Origin of the sequence: Weissella minor, from assembly GCF_001437425.1 — a bacterium.
Taxonomy (GTDB): Bacteria; Bacillota; Bacilli; order Lactobacillales; family Lactobacillaceae; genus Weissella; species Weissella minor.
Genome location: NZ_JQCD01000030.1, coordinates 104,854 through 121,343, shown reverse-complemented (window position 1 = coordinate 121,343; position 16,490 = coordinate 104,854). Strand labels below are relative to the sequence as shown.

Annotated in this window: 16 protein-coding genes and 5 tRNA genes; 6 read left to right on the top strand and 15 right to left on the bottom strand. The window is 41.0% G+C overall.

Annotated features, from left to right (window positions below):
• Positions 1 to 105: 105 nt before the first annotated feature.
• The 3 genes from IV67_RS07365 to IV67_RS07355 all read right to left on the bottom strand — a co-directional run bounded on the left by IV67_RS07365 (position 106) and on the right by IV67_RS07355 (position 4,292).
• Complete coding sequence (locus IV67_RS07365; protein ID WP_057788588.1) at positions 106 to 1,269, bottom strand: hydroxymethylglutaryl-CoA synthase; 1,164 nt, start codon at positions 1,267 to 1,269, stop codon at positions 106 to 108.
• A 4-nt stretch (positions 1,270 to 1,273) separates the two neighbouring features.
• Positions 1,274 to 2,488, bottom strand: coding sequence for a bifunctional phosphopantothenoylcysteine decarboxylase/phosphopantothenate--cysteine ligase CoaBC (gene coaBC / locus IV67_RS07360; RefSeq protein WP_420031183.1), 1,215 nt, complete (start codon positions 2,486 to 2,488; stop codon positions 1,274 to 1,276).
• A gap of 301 nt (positions 2,489 to 2,789) precedes the next feature.
• Positions 2,790 to 4,292: a helix-turn-helix domain-containing protein gene (locus tag IV67_RS07355; RefSeq protein WP_057788586.1), complete on the bottom strand. Its 1,503-nt coding sequence runs from the start codon at positions 4,290 to 4,292 to the stop codon at positions 2,790 to 2,792.
• Between the two features lie 155 nt (positions 4,293 to 4,447).
• Here IV67_RS07355 and IV67_RS07350 point away from each other — a divergent pair.
• The 5 genes from IV67_RS07350 (at position 4,448) to IV67_RS07330 (ending at position 4,974) form a co-directional block, all read left to right on the top strand.
• Positions 4,448 to 4,519, top strand: a tRNA-Glu gene (locus tag IV67_RS07350).
• A gap of 23 nt (positions 4,520 to 4,542) precedes the next feature.
• Positions 4,543 to 4,614, top strand: a tRNA-Glu gene (locus IV67_RS07345).
• 23 nt (positions 4,615 to 4,637) lie between these two features.
• Positions 4,638 to 4,709 (top strand) — tRNA-Glu (locus IV67_RS07340).
• Positions 4,710 to 4,732: 23 nt separating this feature from the next.
• A tRNA-Glu gene (locus tag IV67_RS07335) sits at positions 4,733 to 4,804 on the top strand.
• An 81-nt stretch (positions 4,805 to 4,885) separates the two neighbouring features.
• Positions 4,886 to 4,974: transfer RNA gene (locus IV67_RS07330), tRNA-Ser, on the top strand.
• A gap of 46 nt (positions 4,975 to 5,020) precedes the next feature.
• Here IV67_RS07330 and ccpA read toward each other — a convergent pair.
• Positions 5,021 to 6,025 (bottom strand): catabolite control protein A, encoded by a 1,005-nt coding sequence (ccpA, locus tag IV67_RS07325; protein WP_057788585.1) that lies wholly within the window; start codon positions 6,023 to 6,025, stop codon positions 5,021 to 5,023.
• Between the two features lie 169 nt (positions 6,026 to 6,194).
• Between ccpA and IV67_RS07320 the strand changes: the two genes are divergently transcribed.
• Entirely contained in the window at positions 6,195 to 7,295 is a 1,101-nt protein-coding gene (locus IV67_RS07320) for a M24 family metallopeptidase (protein ID WP_057788583.1), read from the top strand.
• Between the two features lie 46 nt (positions 7,296 to 7,341).
• On the opposite strand, the gene accA is transcribed toward IV67_RS07320, so the two are convergent.
• The 11 genes from accA to IV67_RS07265 form a co-directional block, all read right to left on the bottom strand.
• Complete coding sequence (gene accA, locus IV67_RS07315) at positions 7,342 to 8,124, bottom strand: carboxyltransferase subunit alpha (protein WP_057788581.1); 783 nt, start codon at positions 8,122 to 8,124, stop codon at positions 7,342 to 7,344.
• 1 nt (position 8,125) lies between these two features.
• A complete protein-coding gene (accD, locus tag IV67_RS07310; protein ID WP_057788579.1) occupies positions 8,126 to 8,956 on the bottom strand; it encodes an acetyl-CoA carboxylase, carboxyltransferase subunit beta in 831 nt (276 codons plus the stop codon).
• Positions 8,934 to 10,331: an acetyl-CoA carboxylase biotin carboxylase subunit gene (locus IV67_RS07305; RefSeq protein ID WP_057788577.1), complete on the bottom strand. Its 1,398-nt coding sequence runs from the start codon at positions 10,329 to 10,331 to the stop codon at positions 8,934 to 8,936. Before IV67_RS07305 ends, accD begins: the two co-directional genes overlap by 23 nt.
• 2 nt (positions 10,332 to 10,333) lie before the next feature.
• Positions 10,334 to 10,762, bottom strand: coding sequence for a 3-hydroxyacyl-ACP dehydratase FabZ (gene fabZ, locus IV67_RS07300; protein WP_057788576.1), 429 nt, complete (start codon positions 10,760 to 10,762; stop codon positions 10,334 to 10,336).
• A gap of 26 nt (positions 10,763 to 10,788) precedes the next feature.
• Complete coding sequence (gene accB / locus IV67_RS07295; protein WP_057788574.1) at positions 10,789 to 11,250, bottom strand: acetyl-CoA carboxylase biotin carboxyl carrier protein; 462 nt, start codon at positions 11,248 to 11,250, stop codon at positions 10,789 to 10,791.
• 1 nt (position 11,251) lies between these two features.
• On the bottom strand, positions 11,252 to 12,484 hold the full coding sequence (gene fabF, locus IV67_RS07290) for a beta-ketoacyl-ACP synthase II (RefSeq protein ID WP_057788571.1): 1,233 nt from the start codon (positions 12,482 to 12,484) through the stop codon (positions 11,252 to 11,254).
• A gap of 25 nt (positions 12,485 to 12,509) precedes the next feature.
• On the bottom strand, positions 12,510 to 13,232 hold the full coding sequence (locus IV67_RS07285; protein ID WP_057788569.1) for a 3-oxoacyl-ACP reductase family protein: 723 nt from the start codon (positions 13,230 to 13,232) through the stop codon (positions 12,510 to 12,512).
• Positions 13,232 to 14,170: an ACP S-malonyltransferase gene (locus IV67_RS07280; protein WP_057788567.1), complete on the bottom strand. Its 939-nt coding sequence runs from the start codon at positions 14,168 to 14,170 to the stop codon at positions 13,232 to 13,234. Before IV67_RS07280 ends, IV67_RS07285 begins: the two co-directional genes overlap by 1 nt.
• Positions 14,170 to 15,135 carry a DUF561 domain-containing protein gene (locus tag IV67_RS07275; RefSeq protein WP_057788565.1) on the bottom strand — a complete coding sequence of 322 codons (966 nt, stop codon included), beginning with the start codon at positions 15,133 to 15,135 and terminating at the stop codon, positions 14,170 to 14,172. Before IV67_RS07275 ends, IV67_RS07280 begins: the two co-directional genes overlap by 1 nt.
• Positions 15,136 to 15,154: 19 nt before the next feature.
• Positions 15,155 to 15,397, bottom strand: coding sequence for an acyl carrier protein (locus IV67_RS07270; protein ID WP_057788563.1), 243 nt, complete (start codon positions 15,395 to 15,397; stop codon positions 15,155 to 15,157).
• 115 nt (positions 15,398 to 15,512) lie between these two features.
• Positions 15,513 to 16,484 carry a beta-ketoacyl-ACP synthase III gene (locus IV67_RS07265; protein ID WP_057788561.1) on the bottom strand — a complete coding sequence of 324 codons (972 nt, stop codon included), beginning with the start codon at positions 16,482 to 16,484 and terminating at the stop codon, positions 15,513 to 15,515.
• Positions 16,485 to 16,490 lie beyond the last annotated feature (6 nt).

Below are 16,490 nucleotides of genomic sequence, written 5' to 3'. Positions count from 1 at the left end.
CTCTCCTCAACATATGATGCTCTTATCTTACCATAAAAACGAACGGACCAGCATCCTAAACATCGACTTTCTAATCAAAAGCGAATATTTTCATTTGTTTCAAATTTATTGTTTGCGATATTGGCGTTGTTGCGCCTGCAAACCAGTCAAAACAAATTTGGCTGAGTCATGCGTCATATCTAATTGTCGATCCTGACCACTTGTCAATCCAGCATTAAACATTTCTTCATACGCTGCAATTGACAATTTTTCCCGTTGTTTAAACAGGTCAGGTAATTGCTGAGTTAATAACACATCTTGATAGTTTGGTTGTAGGGTTAATGAGAAAATTTCACCTTCAGCCCCAGAACCATATGAAAACAAGGCGATATCATCCCCCGCCTGTAACGATGCGTCATTTTGCAATAATGATAATAAGCTCAAATAAGCTGAACCTGTATACAGATTACCAATTTTTTTATTATAAACCCGACTTGCCTCAAACGCGTCCATTAACGCCGTTTGTTTTGACTCTGAAACTTCCGGCAAAACATCACGTAAAGCTTTTAAGCCCATTTTTGTAAATGGCAAATGGAAAACGAAGGCTTCAAAATCGACCAGTGTCTTTTGGTTCTGTTCTTGATAGCGTTCCCATAATTCCTTGAAGAAATCACGATAAACATTGGATGAAAATTTTCCATCCACCACTGCTGTTGTTGAATAATTAGGACGCCAAAAATCCATAATGTCATCAGACATAAACACATTATCTTGATTCAACGTGGCAATACGGGGATTAGCAGTCACTAACATGGCCACAGCGCCAGCACCTTGTGTGACCTCGCCTCCCGTTTCTAAACCATAACGCGCAACATCAGAAGCAATCACTAATACTTTAGCTTCTGGATGTAATGTCACATAATCGCGCGCCTGCATTAAGCCATAAGTTCCTGAATAGCATGCTTGTTTAAGCTCAATCGTCCGCGCATACCGATTCAATCCGAGTAACTTTTGGACATAGACTGCCCCAGATTTTGATTGATCAATACCTGACTCAGTTGCAAAAATAATTTCTTGAATGTCTGCACGATCAGCATCTGTTAACATTTGGTCGGCTGCATTTGCCCCCATTGTCACCACATCTTGGGTTGGTGGCAACACGGCTTGTTCCGACTGTCCAATCCCAATTAAATATTTGTCAGGATCTTCACCACGTGCATGCGCTAAATCAACCATATCAAGATAATAATTTGGCGCAAAAAAACTCATCTTATCGATTCCTACTTGCATGTTACTATTCCTCCATTTGCGCAGCGATAATTTCTAGAATTTGATGTGACAAAGTTAATTTATCCGTTAACGGTAAATGTTTAGGCGCATCATTTTTTGATAATAGCGTGACTTCATTATTATCAGACCCAAATGCAATGTCATGATTGGATACATCATTTGCAATTAACAAATCTGCTTGCTTTTTGATTAACTTTGCTTGCGCATGTTCCAAAAGATTTTGTGTTTCAGCTGCAAACCCCACTAAATATTGATGCGTCTTTTTAGCCCCTAACTGCGCCAAAATATCAGGATTTTCAACTAAATTCAACGTTAACCCCTTTTGGTCGGGGTCTTTTTTGATTTTTTGATTAGCTGGATTTGCGACACGATAGTCCGCCACTGCGGCCGCCATAATCACAATATCCGCTTGTTCAAAGTGAGCCTGCATAGCGGCTAACATTTGATCTGCCGTTTCGACGGCAATCACATTCGTAAACATTGGTGCCGGTAGTTGAACCGTTGACACTAAATCAACTTGTGCACCGGCTTGAACTGCTGCTTGCGCTAAAGCATAACCCATTTTTCCAGATGACCGATTCGCAATATACCGCACTGGATCAATGGCTTCTTTCGTGCCACCTGCAGAAATCAAGACGCGTTTACCAGTCAATACTGGCGTCCCCAAGTCACGTTCCATTAACACTTCAATTTGGGCATAGAGATCCTCTGGTTCGGGTAAGCGCCCTTTACCTTGGTAACCTTCAGCTAAATCACCCACCACCGGTTCAATAATATGCACACCATCTGCTTTTAATTGTTCTAAATTACGAACAACGGCCGGATTTTGATACATGTTTAAATTCATAGCTGGTGCAATCGCAATTGGTGTATGGCGCGCAATCACCACGCTAGAAGCAGCATCGTCAGCAATGCCTTGAACCATTTTGGCCATAAAATTCGCCGTCGCTGGCACGACCAACATATAATCAGCCCAGTCTGCCAGCTCAATATGTGAAATATCGGCTTGCGTTTGGTCGCTAAATAAATCTGTTAACACATCATGCTGTGTTAAGACGCTGAATGTTTTTGGCGTTACAAACTCTGTGGCTGCATGCGTCATTACAACGCGAACCTCGGCGTGCGCCTTAATTAATAATCGCGCCAATATGAGTGTTTTATAGGCTGCAATGCCCCCTGTCACAACCAACACAATTTTTTTCCCAGCTATCATGCTCATCACAATCCTTTTCTTAATTTAAAAGTCTATTTTAACACTAAACTTCACTTTTTTTGCAAAATAAAAGAGAGTCAGTTACCTGACTCTCTTCTTTCCCCCATAAAGGTATACTCTCTTAACTTTCCCCAAAGCTAAATGTAGCTAAGGGTGCTTAAAATGTGCTTGCACATCCCCTCATAAAGCAACCTCACTACTATACTCAATAGAATAGCTAATAATCGTGTAAAATGCCATGTTATTTTTTTTTTATTTTGTAAAAAACACGCAAAAAATTTGGGAGACTTGGAATTAGACAAGTCTTTTAGTATTCAGAATTTTTAAAATGTTTAACCGCTACCTGCAAAGCATCTTGCATGAACTGATCAAGTGTATGATTATCCGGATAAATATTCCAAATATAACCGGGGACGGTGACATTACCTTCTAAAGGAATATCAGAAATGTACAAATCTGCTTCTGTCCCAATTTCTACAAATTCAAAATTGATATTACGACTATGGGCAAGTTGCTCACAGATAAGTTGTCGCATCATAGGATGGTAAATAAAGCCAATTGCGACACGAACAGGTGGCACAATCAATTTCGGTGGCAAATACATAATTGCTGAATTGAAATAATCTTCAAATTGCACCCGCATAAATTTGCGCTGTTCATCGGGAGTCCATTGTTCAGCAATATTTTTCATCAATTTTCCCACAAAACGCGCATGAATTGGGAAGTTACTTTCCAACACACCAATATCAACTGAGCTTTGAACTAAATCTTTCATAAAATACATTGTGCGTAGATTACTGCTCAACGTGGCTTGATATAATTGTTCTTCAATCGTTGGATCAATCGTCTGATGGAAAAATTGTTGATACGTTTGTTCTAAAATATGTTTAAACGAACTAATATGCTTTTGCGCTTCAGTTGTCAGCATCGATTGCGGGAAATCCGTCACTAATCCACTGGTGAACAATGCTAGAACGGCAAAATCCGCTTCTGTTCGTAACACATGATCAGGTAGATCCGATACTTGCTTCATAATTGCCACCAATTTTTTGGCCAACTCTTGGTAGGCTTGTGGCCATTCCGTTTGTGGTTTCAATAATTTTGGCAAATCATATTCATGCAATTGATGGCCGTTTTGAACACGTACCAACCAAATTAATACTTGCAAAGAAATCACACTATGGCTGGTCACATCTTGTGGTAAATCATAAATTTTAAGCAGTTCCTCAATTAAGCTCTCAGTTAAAAGGGCCTCTTCACGCGTCGATTGAATCAGCGATGTTTCAATTTGTGCATGGTAATAACGCATCAGTTGCATAAAGAATGATCGGACAATCACTTCGTTTCCGACAATCCGATTATTTTTACTGACTTCAATGTCTTGATTGGCAAAGGCATCTTGAATTTTTTGCTTCGCAGCCCGGACAACCGCGACAGAAACATTATGGCGTTCAGCGAATGTTTCATAAGAATCAACTTGTTCCGTTAACATTTCCAGGAGCATTAACCACGCAATGGACCGTTGTCGATATTCGTATTCTAATGCCAATGTGTTGATTTGCACACTATGGTCAATTTTAATGACCTTTGCAAAAAGTTGGTATTTATCATCCTCATTCATTCCTTTTTGCAAAAACGTCAAATCATTCACTAATGAATCTAATGTTGAAAGCACGCGATAACGAGACCATTCTAAATCGTGCATAACCGTTGTAATTGGCACAATATCATCAAGGCGTGATAACAAATAATCATTTAACCGTACAATATCTTGTTCCTGACGATCTAAAACCCATCTTAACTTATCCACTGTCCCGCTCCCCGTGTTTCTAATATGCTTCCCATCTTAAGCCATTCGCCCCTTCGGTGACAAGTTTTCAAATAAAAAATAAAAAAAATCAGTTAATTTAGTTGCATGTCTCTGATGTATCTGGTATATTATCTCTTGTTGTTAATTCAATTTATGGCTCATTGGTCAAGTGGTTAAGACTCCGGTTTTTCACACCGGCATCCAGGGTTCAATTCCCTGATGAGCTATTGCTTCATTTTTTTAATTTTATGGCTCATTGGTCAAGTGGTTAAGACTCCGGTTTTTCACACCGGCATCCAGGGTTCAATTCCCTGATGAGCTATTGCTTCATTTTTTTAATTTTATGGCTCATTGGTCAAGCGGTTAAGACTCCGGTTTTTCACACCGGCATCCAGGGTTCGACTCCCTGATGAGCTATTGTTTCATTTTTTTAATTTTATGGCTCATTGGTCAAGTGGTTAAGACTCCGGTTTTTCACACCGGCATCCAGGGTTCAATTCCCTGATGAGCTATCCTAAGAAAACCACCAATTATATAATTGGTGGTTTTCTTGAATCTTTCGATGATTAGCTTTATAATTATTGACTGTACTTGGAGATATGGCAGAGTGGTAATGCAGCGGACTCGAAATCCGCCGAACCGGTGTAGAGCCGGCGCACGGGTTCAAATCCCGTTGTCTCCTTATTGTTAAACTAAAAAACACCATTTCGTTTGAAATGGTGTTTTTTTTATGATTTACGCATTGAACCACGTTCAGCAAAACCATAATTCAATTCAATTTGTGTTTCATCTAAAGCTTCATGCTGCATGAGCTTTGTTAACATACGCATCGCTACCGCTCCCATGTCATAAATTGGTTGCGTAATTGATGCCATCGTTGGACGTGTAATTTGCGTTAATTGGGAATTATTACTTGAAATCAGTTCAAAGTCTTCTGGTATCTTAACACCTAGATCAGTCAAACCATTCAATACACCAGCTGCCATTTCATCAGTGGCCACCATTGCAGCAGTCGCATCTGAATCAGCAATTGACTTAGCCGCAGCATACCCTGCTTCATAAGTAGCATCTGCTTCAAAGACAAGCTTATCACTAAGCCCTAAGCCAGCCTGTACTAATGCATCTTGGTAACCCTTTAGCTTATAATCTTGTTTTGTATGTTTCGTAATCGGAACTGAAACAAAGGCAATTTCTTTATGCCCATGCTCAATCAAACGTTTTGTGGCAGCGCTAAAGGCACGGAAATAATCAATATTAACACTCGCTAATTTTTTATCAACATCAAGTGTTCCTGTCAAAACAACAGGTAAGTCAATCTCAATCAAACGTTCCTCGAAGTCAGGTGCGATTTGATTTCCCATGTAAATCATCCCGTCAACCTGCTTACCCAATAAATTATCAATCAAATCAGTTTTCATATCAGTCCCATTTGAACTTGATAAAATAATTTGATAATCATACATCCGAGCCACATCTTCAATACCACGTGCTAGTTCAGCAAAATATTGGTCAGTTAAATCCGGAATAATTAGGCCCACGGTCGTGGTTTTGCGTGATGCTAAACCACGCGCTACTGCATTAGGACGGTATCCTAAGTCAGCGATGACCTTTTCAACTTTTTCCTTTGTTGCAGGCTTAACATTTGCGTTACCATTCACAACACGTGACACGGTTGCCATTGATACTTTGGCTTCACGGGCCACGTCATAGATGGTGATTGTTTGTTTATCCATAAATAAACTCCTTCGTTTTTATTGTAAGCGCTACCATTGTTATTTTAACACGCTTTCATATCTTTTTCATTTCGCAAGAACTCATTTTAGCATAATTTTTTCAAAAATAACACATTGATTTCTGAAAACGTGTACAATGAGAGTAATTTAAGAAAAAGGAGCATTGCTAATGTATCAAAATATTAAAGAACTTCAAAACTGGCTCAATGAGACAGGTCATGATGTTGGCTACATTTCCGACTATCATGCAATTTCATACCTAACTGGTTTTGAATCAGACCCGATTGAACGTATTTTGGCGCTTGTCCTCTTCCCACAAGCTGATCCATTTATTTTTGCTCCTGCTTTAGAAGTTGAAGCAGTCAAAGAAGCAGGATGGCCTTATCCTGTTTATGGTTATCAAGACTCACAAAATCCGTTTGCGTTAATTGGTGACCATATTAAGGCACTTACACACCAAACAAAGAATTGGGCCGTTGAACAAGGTACCTTGACCCTAGACCGTGCCAAGCGCATTCAACAAGCTGTGCCGGATGCCCAGTTTAATGGAGATATCACACCTCTAATTGAGCGGATGCGTTTAATTAAAACAGCAAGTGAAATTGAAAAAATGCATCACGCGGGTGATGATGCCGATCGTGCCTTCCAATTTGGATTTGATGCCCTTGCTGAAGGAAAAAGCGAACTTGAAGTAATGGCAGCTTTGGAATATCACATTAAAGCATCTGGTGTACCTGCCATGTCATTTGAAACCCTTGTTCAGTTTGGTCAGCATGCTGCTAACCCACATGGTTCAACCGGACAGACGAAGCTCCAAAATGGTGATTTAGCGCTGTTTGACTTAGGAACCGTTTATGATGGCTACGTCTCAGACAGCACGCGTACAGTCGCCTTTAAGCAAGTTTCTGACCACCAACGCGATATCTACAATGTTGTGCTTGAAGCGCAGCTAGCGGCTCAAGACGCCGTTAAACCTGGTATGACTGCTGGTGAACTTGATGGGATTGCCCGTGACGTTATCACTAAGGCTGGTTATGGTGAATATTTCGTGCATCGCCTTGGGCATGGACTTGGTAGTTCTGTGCATGAATCAATTCAAATTGCTGAAAACAACGAATTGGTTTTGGAACCTGGCATGGCCTTCTCAATTGAACCTGGTATTTACATCCCCGGTGATTTGGGAATTCGAATTGAAGATTCAATTGTCCTAACTGAGAATGGTGCTGATTCTTTCACCCACTCTTCAAAAGAATTACAAATTATTGACTAAAAAAAGCAGTTACTTAAATTTAAGTAACTGCTTTTTTGTTATCATTTTAAAATTTTCTAAATCGTTGTTGTCGGCGCGCAACCAATTCATTCGGATCATACTTCATGAGCCGTTCAATCGATTGCTCTAAACGTAATTGAATCAAGCGCATTAAACGACGTTTTGTCCAACCTTCAGGGATAACATAATCAATCACCCCTTGATCAAACAATTCATTAGCCGTTAAGCCCATAATGCGGGCTGCTTCATCAGAACGTTTACCATCTTTCCATAGAATAGAAGCAAAACCTTCAGGTGATAACACCGAATAAGTCGCATTTTCGAGCATCCAAACTTCATCGGCGGTCGCTAATGCTAGCGCCCCACCTGAACCACCTTCACCGTAAATAATCGCAATAATTGGCACCGTTAATTGCATGCTCTTTAAAATAGATTGAGCAATTGCTTCACCTTGACCATTTTCTTCTGCTTCTTTTCCCGGATAAGCTCCAGGTGTATTAATCAGCGTAATAATGGGACGACGAAACTTTTCTGCTTGTTCCATCATTCGTTGCGCTTTACGGTAACCATTAGGTGTTGGCGACCCGTTTCGTTTAGCGACCTTTTCATCTAAGGTAACACCTTTATCAATGGCAATAACTGTCACAGGTTGCTCATTCAGCATCGCAACACCAGCAATAATGCTTGGATCATCACCATTTAAGCGATCACCGTGCATTTCAAAAAAGTCCGAAAATAATGATTGAATAATATAATTTGCTGGATAACGATCTTCACGAGATTTTGCAACAATTTCTGCTGGGTCTAACTCACGTTTAAATAAATTCATGTTAGACCTCTTTTCTTTGATGCATTCGTACTAGCTTAGCGATAGTATCTGCTAAATCAGGTCGCTTAATAATGGCATCCACAAAACCTTGTTTCTGCAATGATTCAGCGCGTTGGAAATCATCTGGTAATTTTTCATGTAATGTTTGTTCAATCACACGGCGTCCGGCAAAACCAATTAACGCATGTGATTCAGCTAAAGTCACATCCCCATCCATCGCAAACGAGGCGGTCACACCACCTGTCGTTGGATCAGTAAGCACAACCAGATAAAATAAACCAGCTTGTTGAAAACGGGCTAATGCGCCTGAAATTTTTGCCATCTGCATTAAGGATTGAATCCCTTCTTGCATACGTGCCCCACCTGAGGCCGTAAACAAGACAACTGGCAAGTGCTCCTGCAACGCTTTTTCAAATAAACGCGTAATTTTTTCACCAACGATGGTTCCCAAAGATCCCATCACAAAATGGCTATCCATCACACCTAGCGCAATTTTTTGGCCCTGTACTTCAGCCAAGCCTGTCATGACTGCATCGCGCATCTGCGTTGCCCGCTGCGCTTTATGCAATTTTTCAGAATATCCAGGAAAACTTGGGTTTTGCAATGACAAATGCGCATCCATTTCGACAAAAGTATCCGCATCGACTAATTGATCAATGCGTTCTTGCGCCGTCAAACGGAAAGCATAACCACACTCAGGACATTCTTTATAGGCACCAAGTTGCTTTTCATAAAAGTGAGTATGACAGTAAGGGCAGTCAACAAAAAGACCATCCGGCACTTTTTTTGCTGCATCAGAAGGTTCATTTTTAAATTGATGTACCGCTCCCATTGCTATCCTCCTTCACTGTTTCTTGCCAAGCTGGCAAGAAATAATCCTCTATATAAGTTGTATTAAAATCACCGGAAACAAAATGTGCATCCGATAATAAATCTAACTGAAAAGCACGATTTGTTTGAATACCACCAATGTGTACTTCTGATAGCAAACGCCGTAACTTTTGTAAGGCAAGTGTACGGTCATCATCTTTGGCAATCACTTTCCCAATCATGGCATCATAATAGGGTTGTACCCGGTCTTGATTATAAATACCCGTATCAATACGCGCACCTAAACCACCATTTGGCCAAAATAAATCAGAAATTAAACCAGTACTTGGTAGAAATCCTTTTTCAGGAACTTCAGCATTAATGCGCGCTTCAATCACATGACCTTGCATGTGAATATCAGCTTGTTCCATTGGCAATGCTTCACCTGCTGCCACAAGGACTTGAAGACGGACTAAGTCCACATTCACTAACATTTCTGTTACGGGATGTTCAACTTGAATACGCGTGTTCATTTCCATGAAATAAAAATTTCCTTGCGCATCTTCCAAAAATTCAATCGTCCCTGTATTTTCATAATCAATGGACTCAACGGCTAATTTGGCAATTGCTCCCAAATCGGCACGTTGCTCCTCCGAAACACCCACTGCAGGTGTTTCTTCAATCAACTTTTGATTCTTTCGCTGTAGCGAACAATTACGTTCAGGAAAATAAACATAGTGGCCAAATTGATCACGCATAATTTGCATTTCAATATGGCGTACATCCGTCATCACTTTTTCAACATATAAGTGATCATCCCCAAAAGCGGCCCGCGCTTCATGTTGCGCATCAGTAAATTGCGTTTGTAATTCATCTGCATGATACACAAAACGCATCCCTTTACCACCGCCACCAGCAGCCGCTTTCAACAAAATTGGATAACCAATCTTGTCAGCAATCTGCTCAACTGCTTTCACATCACGAACAAAACCTTCAGAACCCGGAATCACTGGAACGCCAGCTTTACGCATGGCTTCTCGTGCTTGTGCTTTATTCCCCATCAAGGCAATCACATCCGCACTCGGACCAATCCATTTAATGCCCACGGCCGTAACCATTTCCGCAAACATTTCATTTTCAGAAAGAAAGCCATAACCCGGGTGAATTGCATCAGCACCGGTCAATAAGGCTGCGCTTAAAATGTTATTCATATCTAAATAACTATCTTGAGCGCGAGGACCACCAATCGCAACAGCCTCATCTGCCAATTTTACATGAAGACTATCTTTATCTGCTGTTGAATAAACAGCAACGGATTGGATCCCCATTTCGCGTAATGTACGGATAATTCTAACCGCAATTTCACCACGATTGGCAACTAAAACTTTTTTGAACATGGTTAATCTCCAATCGCAAATGTTAACTCAGCTGTTGTCACACGCTTACCATTAACATAAGCAGTTCCTTTACCAACACCCATTCGTCCACGGAAGCGTTCAAGCTCGACGGTCAACTTTAATTGATCCCCAGGTTCAACCTTCTTACGGAAACGTGCCTTTGGAATGCTAGCCAAATAAACAGTCTTCCCTTTATATTCAGGTAATGACAGAATGGCAATCGCCCCCGTTTGGGCCAATGCTTCAACCATTAATACCCCAGGAAAAGTTGGGTTTCCAGGAAAATGACCTTGGAAAACTTCTTCGTTCATCGATACATTTTTAATCCCTGTTGCTGTTTCACCTGGAATCAAATCTTCCACACGATCAACTAACAACATGGGATAGCGATGTGGCAAAATTTCTTGAACTTCTTGTGTATTTAAATCCATTTAAAAACCCCTCATTTTACATTCTGCTAATCAGGTAGAATTTCAATCAAATTCATATCGTAATCAACCATATCTTCATCTGATACCAGAATTCGTTTCACGGTACCCGCGACATCACTCTTAATCGGTGTCATCAATTTCATGGCTTCAATCAAGGCAACTTGGTCACCAACAGCGACATGATCCCCAACATTAACAAATGGCTTAGCATCTGGATTTGGACGCAAGTAGGCTGTTCCAACTAATGGTGCGGTAATAAAACTCCCCAGCACTTCAGCTGGTTGGGCATCATTTTGTGTTTCAGTACTTGTGACAGATCCTGCCCCGTCACTCATGACTTCAGGTACCACAGCTGGCTGAACCATTGTTGGGGCATCATTTTTACTTAAATGAAGCGCATAATCACCTTCATTAATTGAAAATTCACGTAATTCACTATCATTAATGGTTTGGATTAAATCTTTTAATTCATCTAATGTTAATTCCATCTTATTCACTCCAATCCTTAAAGATCAAAGCTGCATTATGTCCACCAAAACCATAGTTAGCAGACATTGCATAATGAACTGGTTTCTTCTGCTGGCCTAATTCAACTAACTTAACACCCTTTGTCGCTTCATCTTGATGTGTTACACCAATGTTTGCTGGCATTTCATCGCGTAAAGTTGCACCGATGGCAGCAATCGCTTCAACGGCACCAGCTGCACCAAGTAAGTGTCCAGTCATTCCCTTAGTTGATGAGACATCAACACCACGATCACCGAATACACGTGTGATTGCATTGGCTTCGGCAGCATCATTAGTTGGTGTCGCCGTTCCATGTGCATTTAGGTAGTCAATTTGACTTGGTTCTAAGTGCGCATTTTCTAAGGCCAATTCCATCGCACCAGCAGGTCCTGAACCATCAGGTGTTGGCGCCGTCAAATGATAAGCATCTGAATTGGCACCATATCCAACAACTTCACCTAAGATTTCAGCACCACGCGCTTGTGCGTGTTCCAAAGACTCAATGATGACAATTCCAGATCCTTCACCCATCACAAAGCCATTACGATCTTCATCAAATGGCAGTGATGCATGTTCAGGGTCTGTATTTTTTGATAGGGCCGTCAACGCCGCAAAACCAGAAATACCCATTTCTTCAATGGTTGCTTCTGACCCACCGGTAATCATGACATCAGCCATGCCATTTTGAATGCGCATATACGCTTCTCCAATTGCATTTGTTGCTGAAGCACAGGCTGTTGAAAGCACATAATTCACATTTTTGGCACCGTAGCGCATTGAAACGTTTCCAGACAACATGTTAGGAATTGCCATTGGGACGAACATTGGGCTCACGCGACGAGGTCCTTTGTCGTGCATCTTGATAACTTGTTGCTGAATCGTAATCAAGCCACCAATTCCATTACCCAAAATGACCCCCATCCGAGCTGGATCCGTATTTTCTTCATCAATACCCGCTTGCTCAAGAGCTTCACCTGCTGCATGAACCCCATATTGTGAAAACAAATCCATTTTACGGGCTTCACGTTTTCCAACACGTTCTGCTGGATCAAAGTCTTTTACTTCACCTGCTACTGAGATACCAGTTTCTGATGGATCAAACTTTGTGATTTCTGTAATCCCAATTTTTCCAGCCATTAGATTATCTAAATAAGTCGTGGCTGAATTACCAAGTGGTGTAACCGCACCTAACCCAGTTATTACAACTCTTGTCATTTTTGTTTACCTCAACTATTTCAAATTAAAGTGAAAGCCCACCATCAACCGTGATTGTTTGTCCGGTCAAGTATTCGTTTTCCACTAAGAATTGTGCTGTTTGTGCAATTTCATCAACTTCACCGAAACGTTTCAATGGAATTGACTCTTTAATTGTTGTTTGCATTTTTTCGCTCAATTGACTCGTCATATCTGATGCAATCATCCCTGGGGCAATCGCATTAACGCGAACACCACGCATGGCACCTTCCTTAGCAAGTGACTTGGTTAGACCAATTAAACCTGCCTTAGATGCAGAATAATTCGCTTGGCCAATATTTCCATGCAACCCAACAATTGAAGACATATTTAAAATCACACCAGTACGTTGCTTAAGCATATGCTTGAAAATAGGTTGTGTCACATTAAAAGTGCCATTCAAATTCGTATTCACCACATCCGCAAAAGCATCTGTTGACATCCGAATTGTCAATGTATCCTTCACAATTCCAGCATTATTAACTAACACATCAATGTGATCAACATCCGCAATCAACGCCGTTAATACATCCTTCATTGCTTGTGCATCTGAAATGTCGCCCGTAATAAATTTAGTTCCTTCTGGAAAAGCAGCTAAAACCTCAGGCTTTGGTTCTGAACGACCATGCAAAATAACATTTGCCCCTTGTGCACTGAAACGCTTAGCAATTGACAAACCAATTCCACGCGTTGATCCAGTAATTAAGACATTCTTATCCTTTAAATCCATCAGATTTCCTCGCCTTCAGCTAATTTTAGCGTCACACTCTCCAAAGATGCTAAGTCATTAATACTATAACGCGCAACATCCTTATCAAGCATTTGCTTAGCAAATTTTGTTAATGTTTTATCTGGTCCTAATTCAATCGTTGCATCCAAACCGGCATCTGCCATTGCCAACATTGCATCTGAAAAATGCGTTGGCTTAACAATTTGCTCGTTTAGGGTTGCCTGAATATCCTCAAAGACACGACCAGTTGTGTTTGAATAAACTGGCATCGTTAAAGCCCCAAATGATTCGGTTGCTAAACGTTCCACTAATTTGGTCCCCGCACTCGCCATAAAGGGTGTATGAAAAGCCCCACTAACAGCTAGCGGTACCACACGGATATCTTTAGCTGTTAGTGTATTGGTAAAACTGTCAATATCAGAACCAAGTCCGGCAATGACCAACTGCTTTGGTGTATTAAAATTAGCAGGATATAGCGTTGCGCCTTCGCTTTGTGCTTGTTGCATTAATTTCAAAATTTCTGCTTGTTGTTCGCTTAATACAACAATCATTTTACTAGAAACTTCTTCACTTGCAGCTTGCATAAAGCGACCGCGATCTTTCAAAATATTAAATGCTTGATCAAAAGTGAGACTCCCTGCAATGGTTAAAGCTGTATATTCACCTAAACTAAGGCCTAGGGTCCCAACAACTTGCTCTTTAATCGCATCATCTAACGCAGCATAAATTCCCATTGACATTGTATAAATGGCAACTTGCGCATATTGTGTCTGAGCTAACTTGGCGTCATCCTCCAAAATATCCTTTTGAAAATCACATCCCATTAACTCGCTAGCGCGTTCAACAACAGCACGATAGTCTGCGTTACTATCAAATAGATCACGCCCCATGCCGGCTTTTTGTGCACCTTGGCCACTTAATAACAATCCAATTCGCATTAATGAGTCCCCCAAGATTGCGTCAATAATTCAGATGCTTGGCTCCACGTCTGCTCCAAAATTTGAGAAACGGGTTCCACTTCCTTAATCAATCCTGCAATCTCACCAGCCATGAACGCACCAGTATTTTTATCACCATCAATCACGGCGTTTTTCAAAGTACCATTTTCAAGCTTTTCCATCGCATCAGCGTCTGGCTTTGGCTTCGTCACTTCGAGACGTTCATTTTTAATGTATTGCTTAGACATTTTGGTTTTCAAGACACGCGCACGGTTACCTAATAATTCACCTGTGACAACTGTATCAATATCGCGTGCTTTAACAACGGCGTTTTTAAAGTTCTCATGAATTTCAGATTCCTCAGAAGCAAGGAAACGCGTTCCCATTTGAACCCCACTAGCACCAAGCATCACAGCAGCAGCAGTACCACGTCCATCCCCAATACCACCAGCTGCAATAACCGGGATATTCACGGCATCAACAACTTGTGGGACCAACGCCATCGTTGATAGTGAACCGATATGTCCACCGGATTCGGCACCTTCAGCGACAACCGCATCGACACCTTTCTTTTCCATCATCTTAGCAAGGGCAACGGATGGCACAACTGGCATCACAATAATCCCATGTTCATGTAATTCTTCTAGGAATGGTGACGGATCACCAGCCCCAGTTGCAACGACCTTAATGCCTTCTTCAATAATGACATCAAAAACTTCGCGAATATGACGTGACATCAACATCACGTTGACCCCAAAGGGACGGTCAGTCACTTCACGTGCACGTCGAATTTCAGTACGAACTTGGTCCGCATGCCAATAACCAATTCCAATAATACCAAGGCCACCGGCTTCAGAAACAGAACCAGCTAAGTGACCCGTTCCAGCCCAAGCCATACCACCTTGAATGATTGGATAAGTCATCCCCAACTTTTCAAAAATAGGGTTATTTAACTGTACGTTCATGTTTACTCCTTAATGTGAATTACTTTGCGCTTAATTGTTCTTGAATCTTGTTAACTAGGTCTTGAACAGATGCAATATCTTCAGCAACTTCCAATTCAATATCGAATTCTTCTTCAACCTTGTTTAATACTTCAAACAAGTCCAATGAATCAACTTCCATGTCGTTTTCAAAGTTTGTTGTCAATTGCACTTCATTGCTTTCCAAATCAAATTGGTCCATCAAAATTGCTTGTACCTTGTTAAAAATCTCTTCGTTAGTCATGTTAAAAAACTCCTCTTATTTGTCTAGTAAATGTTTGTGTCGTTAAATTAGTTAACGACGTTAACTAATTCTTCTAAAATCATATTATGCCGTTAAGCATAATCTCTATTATAACTTAAATTTGAATCAGTGTCCCACCAGTTGAAAGACCTGCACCAAAACCTGCCAACATAATTTTTTGACCTGGTTTCACTTTTCCAGCTGCTTGCAATTCAGCTAACAGAATTGGAATACTTGCAGCACTGGTATTACCATAATCGGCAACATTCATTGGGAATTTTTCAAGCGGTTGTTGCAAACGATTCGCAATACTTTTAACGATTCGTGCATTCGCTTGATGTAAGATAAATAAATCAACATCCTCAATTGTGAGGTCTGCCGCTTGTACCACCTCATTAATGAGCTCAGGTACGCGACGTGTTGCAAACTGATAAACAGCTTGTCCATTCATCTTAAAGGGTAATAACGTTGATACATCGCTGGGGTTAAAAGGTGTCTGTTGACTTAGTTGTCCGGCTGTTAACGCCTCACCTTGCGCGCCATAGGCATGCAAACCTTCACTTAATAAACCGGTTGGTTCATTGGTTTGTGTTAGCAACACACCACCAGCACCATCCCCAAACAATACAGCCGTTGAACGATCATCCCAATCAACTAAGCGACTGAGCGTCTCCGCGCCAATCACCAAACCAGTTTGATAGGATCCCATCAACAACTTACTTGCGACACTCATAGCATGCACAAAACCTGCACATGCGGCATTAATATCTAATCCAAATGCATGTGTCGCACCAATTTGACTTTGAACTTGCGTTGCCACAGTTGGTGCGAGTGCATCTGGTGACATCGTTGCCACCAAAATAAAATCAAGTTGGTCTGCTGACATCCCAGCCGTTTGAAGTAATTGTTGGGCGACATCCACGGCTAAATCCGTCGTGGTTTGCCCCGTCGTTACATGACGTTGATGAATTCCTGTACGACTGCTAATCCAATCATCAGAAGTATCCATCATTGCTGATAGATCATCATTTGTCACAACTTTACTGGGAGTTGATAAGGCCGTTGCTAAAATTGAAAATTTTTCCATCGGATT

Bases quoted from the DNA above. Each gene is read 5' to 3' on its own strand.
- IV67_RS07365 (WP_057788588.1), bottom strand. From the start codon at position 1,269: ATGCAAGTAGGAATCGATAAGATGAGTTTTTTTGCGCCAAATTATTAT.
- coaBC (WP_420031183.1), bottom strand. From the start codon at position 2,488: ATGAGCATGATAGCTGGGAAAAAAATTGTGTTGGTTGTGACAGGGGGC.
- ccpA (WP_057788585.1), bottom strand. From the start codon at position 6,025: ATGGATAAACAAACAATCACCATCTATGACGTGGCCCGTGAAGCCAAA.
- IV67_RS07320 (WP_057788583.1), top strand. From the start codon at position 6,195: ATGTATCAAAATATTAAAGAACTTCAAAACTGGCTCAATGAGACAGGT.
- accA (WP_057788581.1), bottom strand. From the start codon at position 8,124: ATGAATTTATTTAAACGTGAGTTAGACCCAGCAGAAATTGTTGCAAAA.
- accD (WP_057788579.1), bottom strand. From the start codon at position 8,956: ATGGGAGCGGTACATCAATTTAAAAATGAACCTTCTGATGCAGCAAAA.
- IV67_RS07305 (WP_057788577.1), bottom strand. From the start codon at position 10,331: ATGTTCAAAAAAGTTTTAGTTGCCAATCGTGGTGAAATTGCGGTTAGA.
- fabZ (WP_057788576.1), bottom strand. From the start codon at position 10,762: ATGGATTTAAATACACAAGAAGTTCAAGAAATTTTGCCACATCGCTAT.
- accB (WP_057788574.1), bottom strand. From the start codon at position 11,250: ATGGAATTAACATTAGATGAATTAAAAGATTTAATCCAAACCATTAAT.
- fabF (WP_057788571.1), bottom strand. From the start codon at position 12,484: ATGACAAGAGTTGTAATAACTGGGTTAGGTGCGGTTACACCACTTGGT.
- IV67_RS07285 (WP_057788569.1), bottom strand. From the start codon at position 13,232: ATGGATTTAAAGGATAAGAATGTCTTAATTACTGGATCAACGCGTGGA.
- IV67_RS07280 (WP_057788567.1), bottom strand. From the start codon at position 14,170: ATGCGAATTGGATTGTTATTAAGTGGCCAAGGTGCACAAAAAGCCGGC.
- IV67_RS07275 (WP_057788565.1), bottom strand. From the start codon at position 15,135: ATGAACGTACAGTTAAATAACCCTATTTTTGAAAAGTTGGGGATGACT.
- IV67_RS07270 (WP_057788563.1), bottom strand. From the start codon at position 15,397: ATGACTAACGAAGAGATTTTTAACAAGGTACAAGCAATTTTGATGGAC.
- IV67_RS07265 (WP_057788561.1), bottom strand. From the start codon at position 16,484: ATGGAAAAATTTTCAATTTTAGCAACGGCCTTATCAACTCCCAGTAAA.